At 46.5% G+C, this 17,112-nt stretch carries 18 protein-coding genes and 1 tRNA gene; 13 read left to right on the top strand and 6 right to left on the bottom strand.

Annotated elements, in window-relative coordinates; translation table 11 throughout:
* The first annotated feature begins 6 nt into the window (after positions 1 to 6).
* From P403_RS0101270 to odhB, 11 genes are all read left to right on the top strand, one after another.
* Entirely contained in the window at positions 7 to 372 is a 366-nt protein-coding gene (locus P403_RS0101270; RefSeq protein ID WP_029330465.1) for a DUF779 domain-containing protein, read from the top strand.
* A 164-nt stretch (positions 373 to 536) separates the two neighbouring features.
* Positions 537 to 893 carry a thioredoxin family protein gene (locus P403_RS0101265; RefSeq protein WP_029330462.1) on the top strand — a complete coding sequence of 119 codons (357 nt, stop codon included), beginning with the start codon at positions 537 to 539 and terminating at the stop codon, positions 891 to 893.
* A gap of 23 nt (positions 894 to 916) precedes the next feature.
* A complete protein-coding gene (locus P403_RS0101260; RefSeq protein WP_029330460.1) occupies positions 917 to 1,933 on the top strand; it encodes a S66 family peptidase in 1,017 nt (338 codons plus the stop codon).
* 11 nt (positions 1,934 to 1,944) lie between these two features.
* Positions 1,945 to 2,286 carry a hypothetical protein gene (locus P403_RS0101255; protein ID WP_029330457.1) on the top strand — a complete coding sequence of 114 codons (342 nt, stop codon included), beginning with the start codon at positions 1,945 to 1,947 and terminating at the stop codon, positions 2,284 to 2,286.
* 20 nt (positions 2,287 to 2,306) lie between these two features.
* A complete protein-coding gene (locus P403_RS0101250) occupies positions 2,307 to 3,251 on the top strand; it encodes an alpha/beta hydrolase (protein ID WP_029330455.1) in 945 nt (314 codons plus the stop codon).
* 62 nt (positions 3,252 to 3,313) lie between these two features.
* A tRNA-Leu gene (locus tag P403_RS0101245) sits at positions 3,314 to 3,397 on the top strand.
* Between the two features lie 560 nt (positions 3,398 to 3,957).
* Positions 3,958 to 4,725 (top strand): transporter substrate-binding domain-containing protein, encoded by a 768-nt coding sequence (locus tag P403_RS0101240; RefSeq protein WP_029330452.1) that lies wholly within the window; start codon positions 3,958 to 3,960, stop codon positions 4,723 to 4,725.
* 39 nt (positions 4,726 to 4,764) lie between these two features.
* The gene (locus P403_RS0101235; RefSeq protein WP_029330450.1) at positions 4,765 to 5,409 is read left to right on the top strand and encodes an amino acid ABC transporter permease; all 645 of its coding nucleotides are present in this window, start codon (positions 4,765 to 4,767) and stop codon (positions 5,407 to 5,409) included.
* Entirely contained in the window at positions 5,406 to 6,134 is a 729-nt protein-coding gene (locus P403_RS0101230; RefSeq protein WP_029330448.1) for an amino acid ABC transporter ATP-binding protein, read from the top strand. The genes P403_RS0101235 and P403_RS0101230 overlap by 4 nt, the downstream gene beginning before the upstream one ends.
* Positions 6,135 to 6,877: 743 nt before the next feature.
* A complete protein-coding gene (locus tag P403_RS0101225; RefSeq protein WP_051667276.1) occupies positions 6,878 to 9,739 on the top strand; it encodes a 2-oxoglutarate dehydrogenase E1 component in 2,862 nt (953 codons plus the stop codon).
* Positions 9,740 to 9,789: 50 nt separating this feature from the next.
* Positions 9,790 to 11,049: a 2-oxoglutarate dehydrogenase complex dihydrolipoyllysine-residue succinyltransferase gene (gene odhB / locus P403_RS0101220; protein ID WP_029330442.1), complete on the top strand. Its 1,260-nt coding sequence runs from the start codon at positions 9,790 to 9,792 to the stop codon at positions 11,047 to 11,049.
* Positions 11,050 to 11,191: 142 nt separating this feature from the next.
* Here odhB and P403_RS0101215 read toward each other — a convergent pair whose 3' ends face one another.
* Positions 11,192 to 12,241 carry a 2,3-butanediol dehydrogenase gene (locus P403_RS0101215; protein ID WP_029330440.1) on the bottom strand — a complete coding sequence of 350 codons (1,050 nt, stop codon included), beginning with the start codon at positions 12,239 to 12,241 and terminating at the stop codon, positions 11,192 to 11,194.
* Between the two features lie 233 nt (positions 12,242 to 12,474).
* On the opposite strand from P403_RS0101215, the gene P403_RS0101210 reads away from it, so the two are divergent.
* Both P403_RS0101210 and P403_RS0101205 read left to right on the top strand, forming a co-directional pair.
* Entirely contained in the window at positions 12,475 to 13,377 is a 903-nt protein-coding gene (locus tag P403_RS0101210) for a glycerophosphodiester phosphodiesterase (RefSeq protein WP_029330438.1), read from the top strand.
* 256 nt (positions 13,378 to 13,633) lie between these two features.
* Entirely contained in the window at positions 13,634 to 14,080 is a 447-nt protein-coding gene (locus tag P403_RS0101205; RefSeq protein WP_029330436.1) for an Rrf2 family transcriptional regulator, read from the top strand.
* A gap of 85 nt (positions 14,081 to 14,165) precedes the next feature.
* Here the strand turns inward: P403_RS0101205 and mnhG are convergent, their stop codons facing one another.
* From mnhG to P403_RS0101180, 5 genes are read right to left on the bottom strand one after another with little or no spacing between them, the layout of a single operon-like run.
* Entirely contained in the window at positions 14,166 to 14,543 is a 378-nt protein-coding gene (gene mnhG, locus P403_RS0101200) for a monovalent cation/H(+) antiporter subunit G (protein ID WP_029330434.1), read from the bottom strand.
* Positions 14,527 to 14,802 (bottom strand): Na(+)/H(+) antiporter subunit F1, encoded by a 276-nt coding sequence (locus P403_RS0101195; RefSeq protein WP_407716615.1) that lies wholly within the window; start codon positions 14,800 to 14,802, stop codon positions 14,527 to 14,529. Before P403_RS0101195 ends, mnhG begins: the two co-directional genes overlap by 17 nt.
* A gap of 8 nt (positions 14,803 to 14,810) precedes the next feature.
* Positions 14,811 to 15,287 carry a Na+/H+ antiporter subunit E gene (locus P403_RS0101190; RefSeq protein WP_029330430.1) on the bottom strand — a complete coding sequence of 159 codons (477 nt, stop codon included), beginning with the start codon at positions 15,285 to 15,287 and terminating at the stop codon, positions 14,811 to 14,813.
* A 3-nt stretch (positions 15,288 to 15,290) separates the two neighbouring features.
* Positions 15,291 to 16,775 carry a Na+/H+ antiporter subunit D gene (locus P403_RS0101185; RefSeq protein WP_029330427.1) on the bottom strand — a complete coding sequence of 495 codons (1,485 nt, stop codon included), beginning with the start codon at positions 16,773 to 16,775 and terminating at the stop codon, positions 15,291 to 15,293.
* Positions 16,768 to 17,109, bottom strand: a complete 342-nt coding sequence (locus tag P403_RS0101180; protein WP_029330423.1) for a Na(+)/H(+) antiporter subunit C — start codon at positions 17,107 to 17,109, stop codon at positions 16,768 to 16,770. Before P403_RS0101180 ends, P403_RS0101185 begins: the two co-directional genes overlap by 8 nt.
* Positions 17,110 to 17,112: the final 3 nt, after the last annotated feature.

Here is a 17,112-nt window from a genome sequence, read left to right as displayed (position 1 = left end):
GTCCGTATGGTCGAACGTGTCCTTGCTACAGCGGCGACGCTCGAGTTGATTGACAAGTTACGAGCAAAACATGGGCCCCTCATCTTTCATCAATCTGGTGGTTGTTGTGATGGCAGTTCACCGATGTGCTTTGCGGAGGGGGATTTATTTCTCGCAGATCACGATTTATTGATTGGGACGATTGGCGGCTGTCCATTTTATATCCATGAAGATCAGTATACGTACTGGAAACACACCCAACTCCTCATCGATGTCGTCGATGGGCGCGGTGGCATGTTTTCGCTTGAAGGGGTCGAAGGGAAACGTTTTCTAACTCGATCCCGCGCCTTTACGGACGAAGAATACGCTACACTTCAGACTGACACTAGATGATCCCCTTTAAAACATCTGAAATTGCTTCGTGTGAGAGACGTCACCGAAGCAGTTTTAGGTGTTTTTTCATTTGCTGTGTCACGGGAACGCTAGCACGAAATTTGGTTTCTCTATGCGAAGAGCGGTATAATAAGAGCAACATTTTTTAAAAGGAGGTCTTGTTGATGGCTGAGTTTACACGATTGACGTCCATTGATGCCGTGCAGTCCTGGTATTCGGTTCCGGGTGCTAGTTTTTTATACGTCTCAAGCCCGAATTGTTCCGTCTGTGAATCCTTGTTCCCACAAATCGAACCCATCATGTTGGAACACCCAGAAATTCGATCAGCGCGTGTCGATGTATCGGACGTTCCCGAAATTGCAGGAGCGTTATCCATTTTCACCGCCCCTGTCTTACTTTTGTTTTTAAACGGAAAAGAGATGCACCGCGAGGCGCGAATCGTCCCAATCGAACGATTCCGTCGACGTGTAGAGCAGATTGGTGAATTTGTAAAATCAGAAATTATCGATTTAGAAAATTAATCGTTAACTGAAGGAGGAAGAAGATGAGGTATCCATTTTTCGGCTGGACAGGGCAAACAATTGGTATAACAGCATTATCTTCCGGCTTACCTGATGCGCTCCATCCTTTACTCGAAGAATCCAAGTTACGTTTAGAGGACCGGCAGATGGAGACGGTGATTGGTGAGACAGTTTGGACACAAGAGAAAGCACAAAGTACAACCGCATCGGTTCGGGCATCTGAATTGATGCAGATGTTCCAACACCCAGATATCGATGCGATCCTTCCGCCGTTTGGTGGCGAACGTGCCTTAGATATATTATCGCATCTAGATTTTTTTGAACTGCCGGTGAAATGGTTACTCGGATATTCAGATACGAGTACGGTCTTGTTCGCAATTACCGTCAAAACGGGGATTGCGACAGCACATGGTCCGAACGTGCTTGAGTTGAGGAGTGAAGAATGGGACGAGACGACAGCTGCTTGGCGTCGCGTGCTTGCGACACCGCGTGATGGTTCCGTGACCCAGTGGATGTCGACAAGGTTTCAAACAGCCTGGAATCACGACGTCCGCCCTAAGCGCTTTATGTTCCATTTCGATCAACCGACGGAATGGAAAACCCTTAATCCATCCATCACTCAGGTGACGGGTCGACTTCTAGGCGGATGCCTCGAAACCGTCCGTCATTTAATCGGTACGCCTTATGGCGATGTCCGTGCATTTCAAGAACAACACCTCGGGGGTGAACCAATTCTTTGGTACTTCGAAGCCTGTGAAGCCAGCGCGACTGATCTTCACCGCTCCTTGATGCAGATGCATCTTGCCGGCTGGTTTGATTACGCAACTGGTATTTTGTTTGGTCGAACAAGCGCAGGTCAGGCAATCGAAGACTATACACTACTGGATGTCTACCAAATGATTGCTACAGAGACAGGACTCCCGATTTTTTATGATTTAGACATTGGGCATCAGCCGCCCCAATTGACACTCGTCAACGGAGCGACGGCAACGGTGACGCTTCAAGGAAAAGATTCACGGCTTGACATGACATTTGACTAAGGAGATTTCATATGGCGACACGACATTTTCAATCGCTTGGTGCATATAAGCGAATCTACATCAATCCGGAAACACGCCGGATGACGTTACCTGAACCTTTTTATGATGCACTCGGGCTGACGGATGAAGTAATGATTGCGCAAGTCGGACAAGTTCTCGTCATGCGTAATCCGGACGAGATGGTCGAGATGGAGACCGAATTATTATCGCAAATCGTTGAAGAGGGATTTGCGGGGCAAGAGCTCATTCGCGAATTCGCTTACCGGAAGGCGCAGCATGAACAACGGTTGCGCCAGAACATCTTACAAGATGATCATCCAGAGTCGTCAGCTCAACTAGAAATCGAACTATAACAACGAGGAGTGAGGACTGGATGCGAACAGGTACAAAAATTGGTTTAGGCGTGATTGGATCAGGGATGCTTGCAGCAAGCTATTATTTTTACGAAATGGCGATCGCAACGAACCCGAAACCCTTCTTGACGAACAACCGTGATTTAAGTGACGAGATGGTCCGATTGATGCAACCGGGTCAGACATGGATTAAGGAACAACCGTTAGAACTCGTCGCGACGCAAGCACATGATGGATTGACGCTTCGGGCACATTACTTACCGCCACTCGTTCCGTCCGATCGAGTCGTCATTCTCGTACATGGTTACGGTGGTGTCGGAACGGATTTAGCAGGATTCGCCTATCTGTATCATCAAGCCGGTTTTCATGTGTTGATGCCGGACAATCGTGGTCACGGAAAAAGTGACGGAAACTACATCGGTTTCGGGTGGCATGACCGGCAAGACTGTCTGCGCTGGATCGACTATTTAGTCAGACGCGTTGGAACGACTTCTTCCGTCTTTTTACATGGTGTATCGATGGGGGGCGCGACGGTTTTGATGACGAGCGGGGAAACATTACCTGCTCAAGTCAAAGGCATCATCTCCGACTGTGCTTATACATCAGTCAACGCAGTCCTCGCGTATCAAATGAAACGGATGTATCGTTTGCCGCACTTTCCGTTCCTTGCGATGACGAGTGTGCTGACGAAATTAAAAGCCGGTTACTTCTTCAGTGAAGCCTCAGCATTAAAACAAGTCAAAAAGGCAACGGTACCGATCTTATTCATCCATGGGGAGGCAGATACGTTCGTTCCGACCTCGATGGTCTATGAACTGTATAATGCCTGCCAGACGGAGAAAGAACTTGTCGTCATTCCGAATGCGGCACATGCGATGGCTTATTTCGAAGCACCCGATCGATACGATGAAGTCGTCGAGGCATTCGTTCGGCGTGTTTTGCTAGCCAGAGACGTTCAAATATAAGAAAAAGCGGAATGGATTGACAAAAATTCGTCCATTCCGTATTCTAATATCATATACGTCATGTCGTCGTGGCGGAACTGGTAGACGCGCTAGACTCAGAATCTAGTGGTGGCAACACTGTGGAGGTTCAAGTCCTCTCGGCGGCATTTTCATAAGTTGAAGACCTGTTAGTAGGTCACAGACTGTAGACAAACTAGATGGAAGGTCACTTGCATGTGACTTTCCATCTTTTTTTTGTACTCTTTTTCCTTCCTAATCGTCTTCCGGTGGCAAACATCGCGCCGCTTCGCTTCACGGCAGGGTCGCTCCTGTTTGCTTTCCACTAGGAAGCGATTAGATTGGAAATCGAGGCTTATTTAGCTTTCCTTCATATTATAAAAGAAACATACCACGAAGGAGGGTTTCCTATGATGGGAAAACGAAATCAACACCATCGTTCTGAATCACACTCGAATAATTGGTTCCTGCGGATCCCTTGGTCCGCAAGGTCGATCAGGTGACGGACTTTCAATGCATCTATCCATTGGTTGAAAAGTTGTACTGTGAAAATAATGGAAGACCTAATATCGTGATACGTTTACCGCGTTAAAAATTCAGTTTTTTCATTTAATTCAGTTTTTTTATCGAAAAGACGTTTCAAAGGGACCACTATTAAGGGAAATATCTTAGTAGAGGGCCGTGCCTTCAAAAGAAGGGGGTAAAAAGGATGAATAAACGTTTTTCTATCTTATTTTTATTGATGGGCTGTCTGTTTGTATTAAGTGCGTGTAGCATCGGTTCAAATGATGATTCATCGTCAGAGGACAAAACGTACAAAGTCGGGATCGACGTCACCTATCCACCATTCGAGTACAAGGACGGGGATACGTACAAAGGAATCGATATCGATTTGATTCAAGCGATTGCAGACGATCAAAACTTCAAGATTGAATTTGAAGCGATGGACTTTAGCGGAATCATTCCTGCGCTGCAGGCGGATCAACTTGACATCGCGATTGCCGGAATGAGTATCACACCGGAACGTGAAAAAGTCGTCACCTTCTCTGACCCGTACTTTGAAGCCGGACTGATTCTTGTCGTCAAAGACAACAATGATGACATCAAGTCGGTTGATGATTTAAAAGGGGAACGGGTGGCAGTTAAAAAAGGGACGACAGGGGCAAAGTATGCAACAGATAACGCGGATAAGCTAGGCATTAAAGTCACACAATTCAATGATAGTCCAGCGATGTTCCAGGAAGTCAAAAATGGGAATGCAGCAGCCTTGATTGAAGACTATCCAGTCATCTCGTATGCCAATAAACAACAAAACCTTGGTCTGAAACTCGTGGGAGACCGTTTAAATGGAGATAATTACGGGATTGCCGTCCTTAAAGGGGAAAACGAAGACTTGATGAAAAAAATCAACACAGGTTTAGCAAATTTAAAAGACAGTGGCGAGTACGACAAAATCGTTGATCGTTATTTAAAATAATCACCAGATTGAGTGAAGGATGAGGGAGTTGAGCTGCTGATGGAAGTAGCAAAAGCTGCATTTCCGTTTTTCTTAGATGGGTTACAAGTCACCTTATATATCTTTATCATCGCCGTCATCGCAGGATTCTTGATTGGTCTCATCGTTGCCTTGATGCGCTTGTCTCCATTAAAAATTTTAAATGGGATCGCGATCATTTATATCGATGTAATCCGTGGGACACCGTTCATCGTTCAACTGTTCTTCATTTATTTTGGTTTGAACTCGCTCGAATGGTTATCGATGGACCGGATGTACGCGGGGATTTTGACGGTCGCGATCAATGCAGGGGCCTATTTTGCAGAAATCATCCGGGCCGGCATCCAGTCGATTGACAAAGGTCAAACTGAAGCCGCACGATCGCTCGGGATGACGGGCCGTCAAACGATGGTCCAAATCATTTTACCGCAAGCTTTTCGGAGAATGTTGCCGACCATCACGAACCAATCAATCATTAGTTTAAAGGATACTTCGTTGCTCTCGATTATCGGCATCGCCGATTTGACGCAACAAGGACAAGTCCAGCAAGCGACGACGTTTGAACCGTTCATCGTTTGGTCCGTCGTCGGCTTAATGTATTTCGTCATCATCTATTTGCTGTCGATGTTAGCGAAATTCTTGGAACGGAGGTTTACGCTACGATGAGTATCATTCAAGTAGATAACTTAAAAAAGTCATTCGGAAAAAATGAAGTCTTAAAGGATATCTCCGTTGAAGTAGAAGAGAAAGAAGTCGTTTGCGTCATTGGGCCATCTGGTTCCGGGAAAAGTACGTTTCTTCGTTGTCTGAATCGTCTGGAAGACATTACAGGTGGGACAGTCATCATCGATAAGCACAATATCACGGACCCGAAAGTCGACATCAATAAAGTCCGAGAAGAAGTCGGGATGGTCTTTCAACACTTTAATCTCTTTCCGCATAAGACGGTTTTAGATAATGTCATGCTCGCACCGATTAAAGTCCGTAAAACGGAAAAGGGACAAGCAAAGGAACGTGCGCTTGCATTACTTGATAAGGTAGGGCTCCGCGAAAAAGCGGACAACTATCCTGGTGAACTCTCGGGAGGTCAGAAACAACGGGTCGCGATTGCCCGTGCACTCGCGATGAATCCGAAAATCATGTTGTTCGACGAACCGACATCGGCACTTGATCCGGAGATGGTCGGGGATGTCCTTGAAGTCATGAAACAATTGGCAATCGAAGGGATGACGATGATTGTCGTGACACATGAAATGGGCTTCGCCCGTGAGGTCGGGGATCGCGTACTCTTTATGGACGGCGGCTATATCGTCGAAGAGAATGTTCCGAGTGAACTGTTTGATTCTCCGCAACATGAACGGACCCAATCTTTTTTAAGTAAAGTCTTATGAATACAGAACACAAGTGTCTCTAACGGGGATACTTGTGTTCTTTGTCATGGGATAAAAAAGAAATGCTTGTATCATAAATTACTGAAGATGACATCATAAGAAAAACTTATACATTTACCACAGAGAAATTGGGAATTCGAAACGCACTGAGGGCTCAGAAGTAGTAAGATAATAACTAAGGCAAACACTTTGGTTTGAACTACCTCCACCTACGCTATGCTAAGAGGTGAAAGATTCCTGAGTTATCCGACTTATCGGTCGAAACTTTATCAGGCTAACCCCGTCGTCCCGACGGTTGAGAGTTAATCTTGTCAGTTTCTTTTACGCGGATGCCTACTTTGCTTGGTTTTCGCTACTTCGGTCATCCGCAAGGTGAACGTTGAAGATTTTACGTGACAGACGAACTCCCTGTCACAACCCTATCTCTTCAGTTTTCAAAGAACATGACATCGATTTTATTCCTGATTTTGAGTGTTTTTAAACCAAGAATGTCGTGCAATTGACGTGTCTCAAGGCACGTCTTGCCCGAAGGCGATTCATCTCCCACCTTCGCTGGGCTTCGCCCTGAGACGCTTAGAGGTGGGAGTATTCTCGCCTGATTTTGATAAACGCCTTCAAACGTGGTCATCCTACTTATTCATAGAGGACGTGCCACTGTCGATTTTTTATGCCATTATATTTGAAAGCGCTAACAGGTAGAGAGCTTGGAACGGGCTGTGTTGAGCAGCTCAAAGGGTGAAAGAATGAAACGGGGGGAACCGTACATGGCAAGCCGGGAACAGGAGCAACAAGAATTTTATGGACCGAACCTTGGGTACATCATCGAGATGTATGAACGATTTTTAGAAGATGCTTCTTCGATTGACGAAGAGACGCGTGTTTATTTTGAGACACATGGTGCTCCGGTCACAGAAACCGTCACACCAGTGCACGTAGAAACAGGGGATTTCGAAAAATATTTAGCGGCGCATCGTCTCGCGGAACGCATTCGGGCGAAGGGTCACCTTGCGGCAGATATTTATCCGTTGAAAGATCATCCGCGTGAGAACGAATTGCTTGAATTAGAGCAGTTCGGATTAACGGAGGCAGATTTACGGACGATGCCGGTCTCACTCGTTTGTCCAGATCCACCTGCAGGTCTTTCGGACGCATTCGAAGCGATCGAGCATTTAAAAGCGCAATACACGGGAGCGGCGGCAGTCGAACTCCAACATGTTGATGATTTAGACGAAAAGAAATGGTTACGTCAAAAAGTCGAACAAGGCGCATTGACGGCGAAACTGACGCGTGACCAAAAGAAACAATTGTTCAAACGACTAGCTGAAACAGAGTTATTCGAGAAGTTTCTTCATAAAACATATGTCGGACAAAAACGTTTTTCAATCGAAGGACTCGACGCGATGGTTCCATTGCTTGATACGATTATCGGTCACTTGATTGCGAACGGTTCAGAAACGATCAATATCGGGATGGCTCACCGTGGACGCTTGAACGTGCTCGCTCACGTGCTCGGGAAACCGTACGAAATGATTTTCGCAGAGTTCCAGCACGCGCCAAATCATGACCTTGTCCCGTCAGAAGGGTCAATCGGAATTACGTATGGTTGGACAGGCGATGTTAAGTATCACCTCGGGCTCAATCGCAAAATGGAACAACAATCGACGAACGTCCACGTGACACTTGCGAACAACCCATCACACCTCGAGTTCGTCGATCCTGTCGTCGAAGGATTCACACGGGCGGCGCAAGACGATCGTTCCGGCAAGGGGATGCCGACGCAAAGTCAAAATAAAGCAGCCGCAATTTTAATTCATGGTGATGCTGCCTTCCCTGGTCAAGGAATCGTCGCAGAGACGTTGAACATGACGAACTTGAAGGGATACAACACGGGCGGTACGATTCATATCATCGCCAACAACACGATTGGCTTCACGACAGAGCCAACCGATTCACGGTCGACACGTTATTCGAGTGACTTAGCGAAAGGTTATGAGATTCCGATCTTCCACGTCAATGCGGATCAGCCGGAAACCTGTTTAGCAGTCGCGCTCTTAGCAAGCGAATACCGTGCGAAGTTCAACAAAGACGTCTTGATTGATTTGATTGGATATCGCCGATTTGGTCACAATGAGATGGATGAGCCGATGAATACGAACCCGGTCCTGTATGAGTTGATCCATAAACATGACACAGCGCGTGTCCTCTATGCAAAAGATCTTGTCGAACGCGGGGAAGTATCGCAAGAGGAAGTCAAAACGATCGAAGCTGAGATTAGTGATGTGATGAAAGCGGCGCGCGAAAAAGTACCAAACGTCGAAAAAGAATACGGGGGCATCATGCCGGATGTCGTATTCAAAGGGGTTCCGTCGATTGAGACGGGGGTCGAGAAGGACAAATTGATTCATTACAATGACCAGCTACTCGCATGGCCGAGTGGGTTCACGGTCTTCCATAAGCTTGAAAAAGTTTTAAAACGGCGGACGGATGCTTTAACGACGAACAAGGGAATTGACTGGGGACATGCCGAAACGCTTGCCTTTGCTTCGATTTTGTCAGACGGTACACCAATCCGTCTCAGTGGTCAAGATTCGGAGCGAGGAACGTTTGCACAACGGAACATTAACTTGAATGATGTGAAAACAGGGAAATCATTCTCACCGATGCACGAGTTAGAGTCAGCGCAAGCATCATTCGCCGTCTATAACAGTCCGTTATCGGAAGCTGGCGTACTCGGGTTTGAATATGGGTATAACGTCTTTGCACCAGAGACACTTGTCTTGTGGGAAGCGCAATACGGTGACTTTGCAAACTCGGGGCAAGTCATCTTTGATCAATTCATCACGGCAAGCCGCGCGAAGTGGGGTCAAACATCAGGTCTTGTCATGCTCTTGCCACATGGGTACGAAGGGCAAGGTCCAGAACACTCGAGTGGTCGCTTGGAACGTTTCTTGACATTATCCGGTGAGAAGAACTGGACCGTCGCGAACGTCACGAGCGCAGCGCAGTATTTCCACTTGTTGCGTCGTCAAGCCGCCATTCTCGGCAAAGACGAAGTCCGTCCGCTCGTCGTGATGACGCCGAAAAGTTTACTTCGTCATCCGCTTGCGACATCGGACTTGTCGGAATTGACGTCGGGTTCGTTCAAGCGAATCGTCGAACAAGAGGGGTTAGGTCAATCACCGGAACGCGTCGAACGTCTTGTGTTCGCAACGGGTAAAGTCGCGATTGATTTAGCGGATGCACTCGCGAAGTCGGACGAGTCGTATGACTGGCTGCATATCGTCCGCGTCGAGGAAATCTATCCGTTCCCGGCGAAACAGTTGAAAGCGTTAGTCGCGCGTTATCCGAATGTGACAGAAATCGTTTGGGTCCAAGAAGAACCGAAAAACATGGGCGCGTGGTCTTATATCGAACCACGTCTTGAGTCCATCGCACCTAACGGGATCACACAAGTCCGTTATATCGGTCGTAGACGCCGGTCGAGTACGGCTGAAGGAGATCCGACCGGTCACAAAGTCGAACAAGCGCGTATCATTCATGATGCGTTGACTCGGACAGCAGCACGGACGGAGAACGAACAAGAAGCGTCGAATACGAACGCGTAACGAAAGCGATTTAGCAGAGATTGAACCATAGTCATAGGGGGACAAAAACGATGGAAATCAAAGTACCAGAACTTGCCGAATCAATTACAGAGGGGACGGTCGCTTCATGGTTGAAACAACCGGGCGATCACGTAGAAAAAGGGGAAGCAATCGTTGAACTGGAAACGGACAAAGTAAACATCGAAGTACCGTCAGACGAAGCGGGAACATTATCAGAAGTGATGGCAGCAGAAGGGGATACGGTACGTGTCGGGGAAACAATCGCCATCATCACGGTTGGCGGAGAAGCCGAAGCGCCGAAACAAGCAGAAGCGCCGAAGGCAGAACCGAAACAAGAAGAAGCGAAGCAACCTGAAAAAGAACAACCGGTCGCAGTCGCAGCAACTGAAAAAACGTCAGCGGCTGATCGTCCGATCGCTTCTCCGGCGGCTCGGAAATTGGCACGGGAAAAAGGGATTGATCTCGCGCAAGTGGCGACACAAGACCCGCTCGGTCGGATTCGTGTCCAAGACGTTGCGACGTTCGAAGTTTCACCACGCGAACAAGCACCTGTTCAGGAAAAACAAGCAACACCGGCACCGAAAGCACCAGCACAAGCAGCTCCAGGTAAACCGGAAGAACGGATTAAAATGTCACGTCGTCGTAAGACGATTGCCAACCGTCTCGTCGAAGTGCAACAGACGGCAGCGATGTTGACGACATTCAACGAAATCGATATGTCGGCCGTGATGGCATTACGGAAACGGCGTCAAGAAAAATTCGTCAAAGACAACGATGTCAAACTTGGTTTCATGTCCTTCTTTACGAAAGCAGCCGTCGCAGCATTGAAAAAAATGCCGTACTTGAATGCTGAAATCCAAGGCGACGAAATCGTTCTTAAAAAATTCTATGATATCGGAATCGCCGTGTCTGCGCCAGACGGGCTTGTCGTGCCAGTCGTTCGTGACGCGGACAAAAAGAACTTTGGTGAGATTGAAAAAGATATCATCAGTCTGGCTGTTAAAGCACGCGATAATAAATTAGGATTGTCTGATTTAACAGGTGGGACGTTTACGATCACGAATGGTGGGACATTCGGTTCATTGATGTCGACACCAATCTTGAACGGTCCACAAGTTGCGATTCTCGGGATGCATGCGATCAACTTACGTCCTGTCGCAATCGATGCAGAACGGATGGCAAACCGTCCGATGATGTATGTCGCACTTTCATACGATCACCGGATCGTTGACGGAAAAGAAGCCGTGACGTTCTTGAAACACATCAAAGACTTACTTGAAGACCCAGAGTCGTTGATTTTTGAAGCGTAAATCTTAAAAATAACAGGCATTCTCCTAGGGAATAGGGGAATGCCTGTTTTTTATACTAAATCATGTCATCCGAAGAAAGATTCATTCTTCCCGTACTGCCCTCAGACACGAGGAGCAGGGTCTCGCATGGGGTTCGAACATTTCACAGCTCGCCGCTCAGTTCAACTAGGATTTTAGCTTGAGACTTGTCATTGCTTAAGGTCTCGAACCCTTTTTCGACAATCTCTTCTAATTGAATCTGATCCGTCACTATACCTTGTGGTTTAAGTTGACCTGTCCCCATCAAATCGACGGTTTGTTGGAAAGTAGTTGGAGAGTAAGCGATGGTTGAAGTGATTTTAACGCCACTTCCGGTCAGTTGCATCGGATTCCATTCGATAGGACCTGCAAAGATCGAGACGATCACCATAGTGCCTCTCGCTTTTGTCGCATCAATCGCCTGTTTGAAAGTGGGACCAACTCCTGCTACTTCAAAAGTAATAGCGACACCTTCTTTTTCTAAGTGCTTAATCGCTTCGATTGCATCTACTTCACCTGGATTAATTGTATCTGTTGCCCCCATCTCTTTCGCTTTTTCTAGACGAGTTTCTGAAAGGTCAAGAGCAATGATTCTGCTTGCTCCAGCAGCTTTTGCAGCTACGATCGTTACTAAACCAATCGGACCAGCTCCAAATACTGCAACTGTATTACCAAATTGTAAACCAGATTCTTTCACAGCTTGCACGGCAACGGCCATCGGTTCTACTAAAGCGCCATCTTGAAGGGATAACGATTTAGGCAAGATATACACGTTATCTTGTGGGACGTTCGCAAACCGAGTAAATCCGCCATTTCCATGTAATCCAATAAAACTGAACCCATCATATATATCTACATCTTCATGTTTGTTGCCGTGTGTCAAAGTCGGATTAATCGCAACACGGTCACCTGGATTGATTCCAGAGACTTGTGCGCCGACTTTTTCGACTACTCCAGCGAACTCATGTCCCATGGTTAATGGAGTCTTCTGACCCGTCAACATATCTTCTGTTTGACTAGGCATGAAAACGGGACCCTCTTCATACTCATGCAAGTCACTTCCGCAAATCCCAGCCCATGCGACCCTTACTTGAACTTCGTTGTCTTTCATTTCTGCTAATTCAACTTCTTCTACTCGTAAGTCTTTTCGCCCGTACCATACTGCTGCTTTCATACTGGAGCCCTCCTTGAGTGATGTTGAAGTTACAGGGAATAATTCCCTATTCAAAGTGTACCATACAAGAAGAGCACGATTAGAAGTGCGCTTAATAATTGACAGAGATATTGTTTTTTAGTGTTACATCGTTGTCATCGTTTCTAAAAACTTCTTCACCCGCACTCCATGTTTCCTTCACAGTCACAGCGTAAGATTCAGTCTGTAAGTTACTTTCAAGGGGGAAATACAACATGATGAAACAGATTGGCGTTACCGTACTTACAGGAGCAATCGTTGCAACAAGTTTTGGAATCATCGATGCTTCGGCACATCAACAGAAACACGGGTTACTCGATCCGGATCGAGTCGTCAACATCGCCCACCGCGGTGCTTCTGGTTATGCACCAGAACATACAATGACTGCATACCAATTAAGTCATAAAAAATTAAAAGCCGACTACATCGAAATCGATTTACAGATGACGAAAGATGGTAAGCTGATTGCGATGCACGATGAGACGGTCGACCGGACGACAAACGGAACAGGTGCCGTCAAAGACAAGACGTTAGCAGAAATCAAGCGACTTGATGCAGGAAGCTGGTTTAATACGGCGAACCCTGAATATGCGAAGGCTGAATATAAGGGACTGCAAGTTCCGACACTCGATGAGATTTTTGATACGTATGGCAAACATGCGAACTATTATATTGAAACAAAATCACCTGAAGTTTACCCGGGCATGGAAGAAAAATTACTGAAAACGTTACAACGTCATGGTCTATCAAGCGATCACGTCAAACCGGGGCAAGTTATGATTCAATCATTCAGTCAAGAAAGTTTGTTGAAAGTCAAACAGCTGGATGCACGTCTTCCGCTCGTTCAATTGATGGACGCGGCGACGGTCAAAGCGATGACGCCTGAGGCACTCGACGAGCTACAGACGTACGCAGTCGGACTCGGACCGTCCTTTAAAGGATTGACGCGGGAAAATACAGCGATGATCCGCGAGCGTGGGTTATTGCTCCACCCCTATACAGTCAACGAAAAAGTCGACATGGAGCGGATGCTTGATTACGGGGTGACGGGTGTCTTTACGAACTATGCCGATCGATTTAATGAAGTGTTGCACGCTCTGAATAAAAAAAATAAATGAATACAAGAAAAATCAGTTGTCTCCCATTATGGAAGGAGGTAGCTGATTTTTTTTATCATTCATAAAAAAACGATCCAAGAGCGATGTGCTTACGTATGCTTGTATGAAAAAACGGTTTATTCGCCGAAACGCGTGAGATGGAAAAATTTAAATCGGACATTTGATTTTCAGATTCTATCTAAAAAATGGTACGCTAGGCATAGAAAATTCGGATGAATTAAAATTGTTTTAAGACGCTTGAGAAAGGACGGGTTGGATGCGCATCACACAATATACGGATTATGGATTACGGGTCCTGATCTATCTCGGTGTTCACCGAGATAGAATTACGCCGATGCCGATGATCGCGAGCCATTATGGAATTTCAGCGAATCATTTGATGAAAGTCACGCAACAGTTGACGAAACTCGGTTACGTGGAATCGACGCGTGGACGGACAGGTGGATTACGATTGATAAAGGATCCAGCAAACATCAATATCGGACAAGTCGTACGTGAGATGGAACCGATGGAAATCGTTGAATGTTTTTCTGAAGAAGGCCGGTGCATCATTGAGCCGAATTGTCACTTAAAAGGGATTCTTGGACGCGCCTTACGCGCCTTTTTGAAAGAACTTGAACAGCATACGTTAGCAGAGCTCGTTGAAAATAAAGAGGAGCTAACCTTTTTATTTGCAACAGAAACGACATCAATTCAATCGTAAACCCGTGACGACGTTCACGAAAAAGGACATCATCTTCCGTAAAAATTCGGAGGATGATGTCCTTTTTATGTTGAATTCACGAGCATCAATTATCACGATTGACGCGTTTTTTGGGCATGACATGTTCTTTGTTTTTCGAGAGGTCGTCTTGAACGGATCCTTTCCATAAGGGAACGTCACTGTAGTAGGCAGCACGGGCGATTAAATGACTTCCGATTGGTGCTGTCGTCAGGACGAACAAGATACCTAAAAATGTTCGTGATGAAAAGAGTCCTTCTTCTGTCACGAAGAAAATGATGACGCTGATTAGAATACTCATGACGCCGAGTGTGGCGCTCTTAGAGGCTGCGTGTGCGCGCGTATAGATATCGGGTAGACGAATCAGCCCGAGAGCCGCGACGATGCTGAAAAAGGCTCCAATTAAAGCAAAGGCGACTACGAAGATTTCATTTATTGCGATCACGTTCGATGATCTCTCCTTTCTCAATGAATTTCGAGAAGGCGACTGTCCCGATGAAAGCTAAAATCCCGATTAACAAGATGACTTCTAAATAGTCACTTGTCCGTAAGAGAACGGATACTAAACCGACGATGGAGATTAAACTGATGCCGATTGAATCAAGTGCGATGACGCGATCAGCAATCGAGGGTCCTTTGATGACGCGGTAAAACAAACCAATCATGGAAATGAAAACGCCTCCGAGTGCGATATAGATCAGCATTTCGAACATTATCGACTCACCTCCAAAATCGCTTTTTCAAAACTATTCCGGATGGCAGCGACAGCTTCATCCGCTTCTGGCATATGAAGCGCGTGGATATACAGTGTTTTATTATCATCTGAGATATCGACGACGAGTGTTCCGGGTGTCAACGTAATTAACATAGAAAGTAACGTAATCTCCCAGTTTTTCTTTAACGTCGTCTCGTACGCAAAGATACCAGGCTGAATATCGAGTCGCGGTTTTAAGATGACGGCCAAAACTTCGATATTCGCAACGACCAATTCGTAAAGAAACCGAATCGAGAGGCGAACTAGAGCGATGACCGGACCGAGATAAAACCGACTACTGAAACCACGACGCATCGCGAACATCGCAATCAACCCGAGCAGATAACCGACGATGAATGACGAAGTCGTGAAGGAGTTCGATAGAAACATCCATAAGACGGCTAAAAAAGCATTGAGCATTAATTGAAATGGCATCGATTAGCCCTCCTTCAGTACAGCTTGAATATAAAGTGATGGATCGACGAGCGGATCAACGGCTTGAGTGATGAATGGACGAACGGCTTCTGCCCCGACCCCATAGGCGACGGTAATCATTACTAAAAGAATTGATGGAGCGAGCAATTGTTTGACGAGGTGACGTCGTGAACCCGTATACGTCTTCGGTGTGCCCCAAAATCCGCGAATGAAGATTTGCATGACGGAATAGAGGACAAGCAAACTTGACGCAAGAACGATGAACGGTCCGACGAGGTCACCCGCTTCAATCCCGCCACGGACGATCAATAGTTTACCAATGAACCCGCTGAACGGTGGGATACCAGCCAAGGACAAGGCAGCGATGAAATACGTCCAACCGAGCAACGGATAGGCTTTAATCATCCCGCCCATGCTTTTCAAACGGCTCGAGCCGGCAATTCCGATCATGATACCGACGAGCAAGAAGAGAGCTGCTTTAATTAACATATCATGTAGCAGGTAGAAGACGGCTCCTTCGAGCGACTGACGAGTCATGACGGAAACGCCGTAAAGAATGACGCCGACGGCAACAATGATGTTGTAGATTAAGATTTGTTTCGCATCTTTTGTCGCGAGGGCGCCGATGACACCGATGATGATGGTCGCCAGTGCCAGTCCACCAAGAAGCGAGTGGATGATCCCGATTTCGTTCGAAAAGAACAAACTATACGTCCGCAAGATGCCATAGACACCGACTTTCGTCAAGAGAGCGCCGAACAAGGCGAGGACGGGTGTCGGTGGCACTTGGTACGAGCCAGGTAACCAAAAATAAAGCGGGAAAATCGCTCCTTTTAAGCCGAAGACGACTAAAAATAAAATCGCGATGACACTCAAGATTCCGGGCTGATTGATTTCAGAAATCTTTTGCGAGATATCTGCCATATTAAGCGTGCCGATGATGCCATATAAAAAAGCGACCGTCATGACGAACAAAGCAGATGAAATGACATTGACCAACAGATACTTCAACGATTCGCGTAACTGCGCCGGTTTACCACCGAGCACAATCAGGACATATGATGAAATCAAGAAGACTTCAAAGAAGACGAACATGTTAAAAATATCACCGGTCGTAAAGGCGCCATTGACACCGACGAGCAAAAACTGAACGGCGATGTAGTAATAAAAACGTTGATGTTGCTCCGACAGATACGTCATCGAATACCAAATGACGAAGAAAACGAGCACGCTCGTCGTCAAAACGAGTAAGGCGGACAACATATCTGAAACGAGTGTGATGCCGAACGGTGCCGGCCAACTGCCGAGTGTGACTGTCAAAATCCCGTTTGCCTTGACTTGAGAGACGAGGTAAAGCGAGACACCAATCGTCAACAGCGTCGACAAGAAGGACACGATACGTTGCATCCACAGACGTTTCGTGAAAAACATCAACAAGACACCAGTCAGCAGTGGAATTAAAATCGGTAATAGCGGTAAATTAATCATTCGTATCGGTTCCTTTCATTTCCTCGATATTATCGGTCCCAAGCTCTTGATACGCTCGGTAGGCAAGAACGAGGAAAAATGCTGTTACCCCGAAACTAATGACGATTGCGGTCAAGACAAGCGCTTGCGGGAGTGGGTCGGTATATTTCGTCACTCCGTCTTCAAGGACAGGCGCAGCACCAGTCTTCAGTCCACCCATCGTCATGACGAGTAAGTGGGCAGCGTGACTGAGTAAGCCGGTTCCGATGATGATGCGTAAAATACTTTTTGAAAGAATGAGATAGACGGCACACATCGTCAAGATGCCTGCAGCTATCGCCATGATAATCTCCATCTG

The organism is Exiguobacterium oxidotolerans JCM 12280, from assembly GCF_000702625.1.
Lineage (GTDB): Bacteria > Bacillota > Bacilli > Exiguobacteriales > Exiguobacteriaceae > Exiguobacterium_A > Exiguobacterium_A oxidotolerans.
The sequence above is the reverse complement of the archived record's forward strand: the minus strand, read 5'-3'. Positions and strand labels throughout refer to the sequence as shown.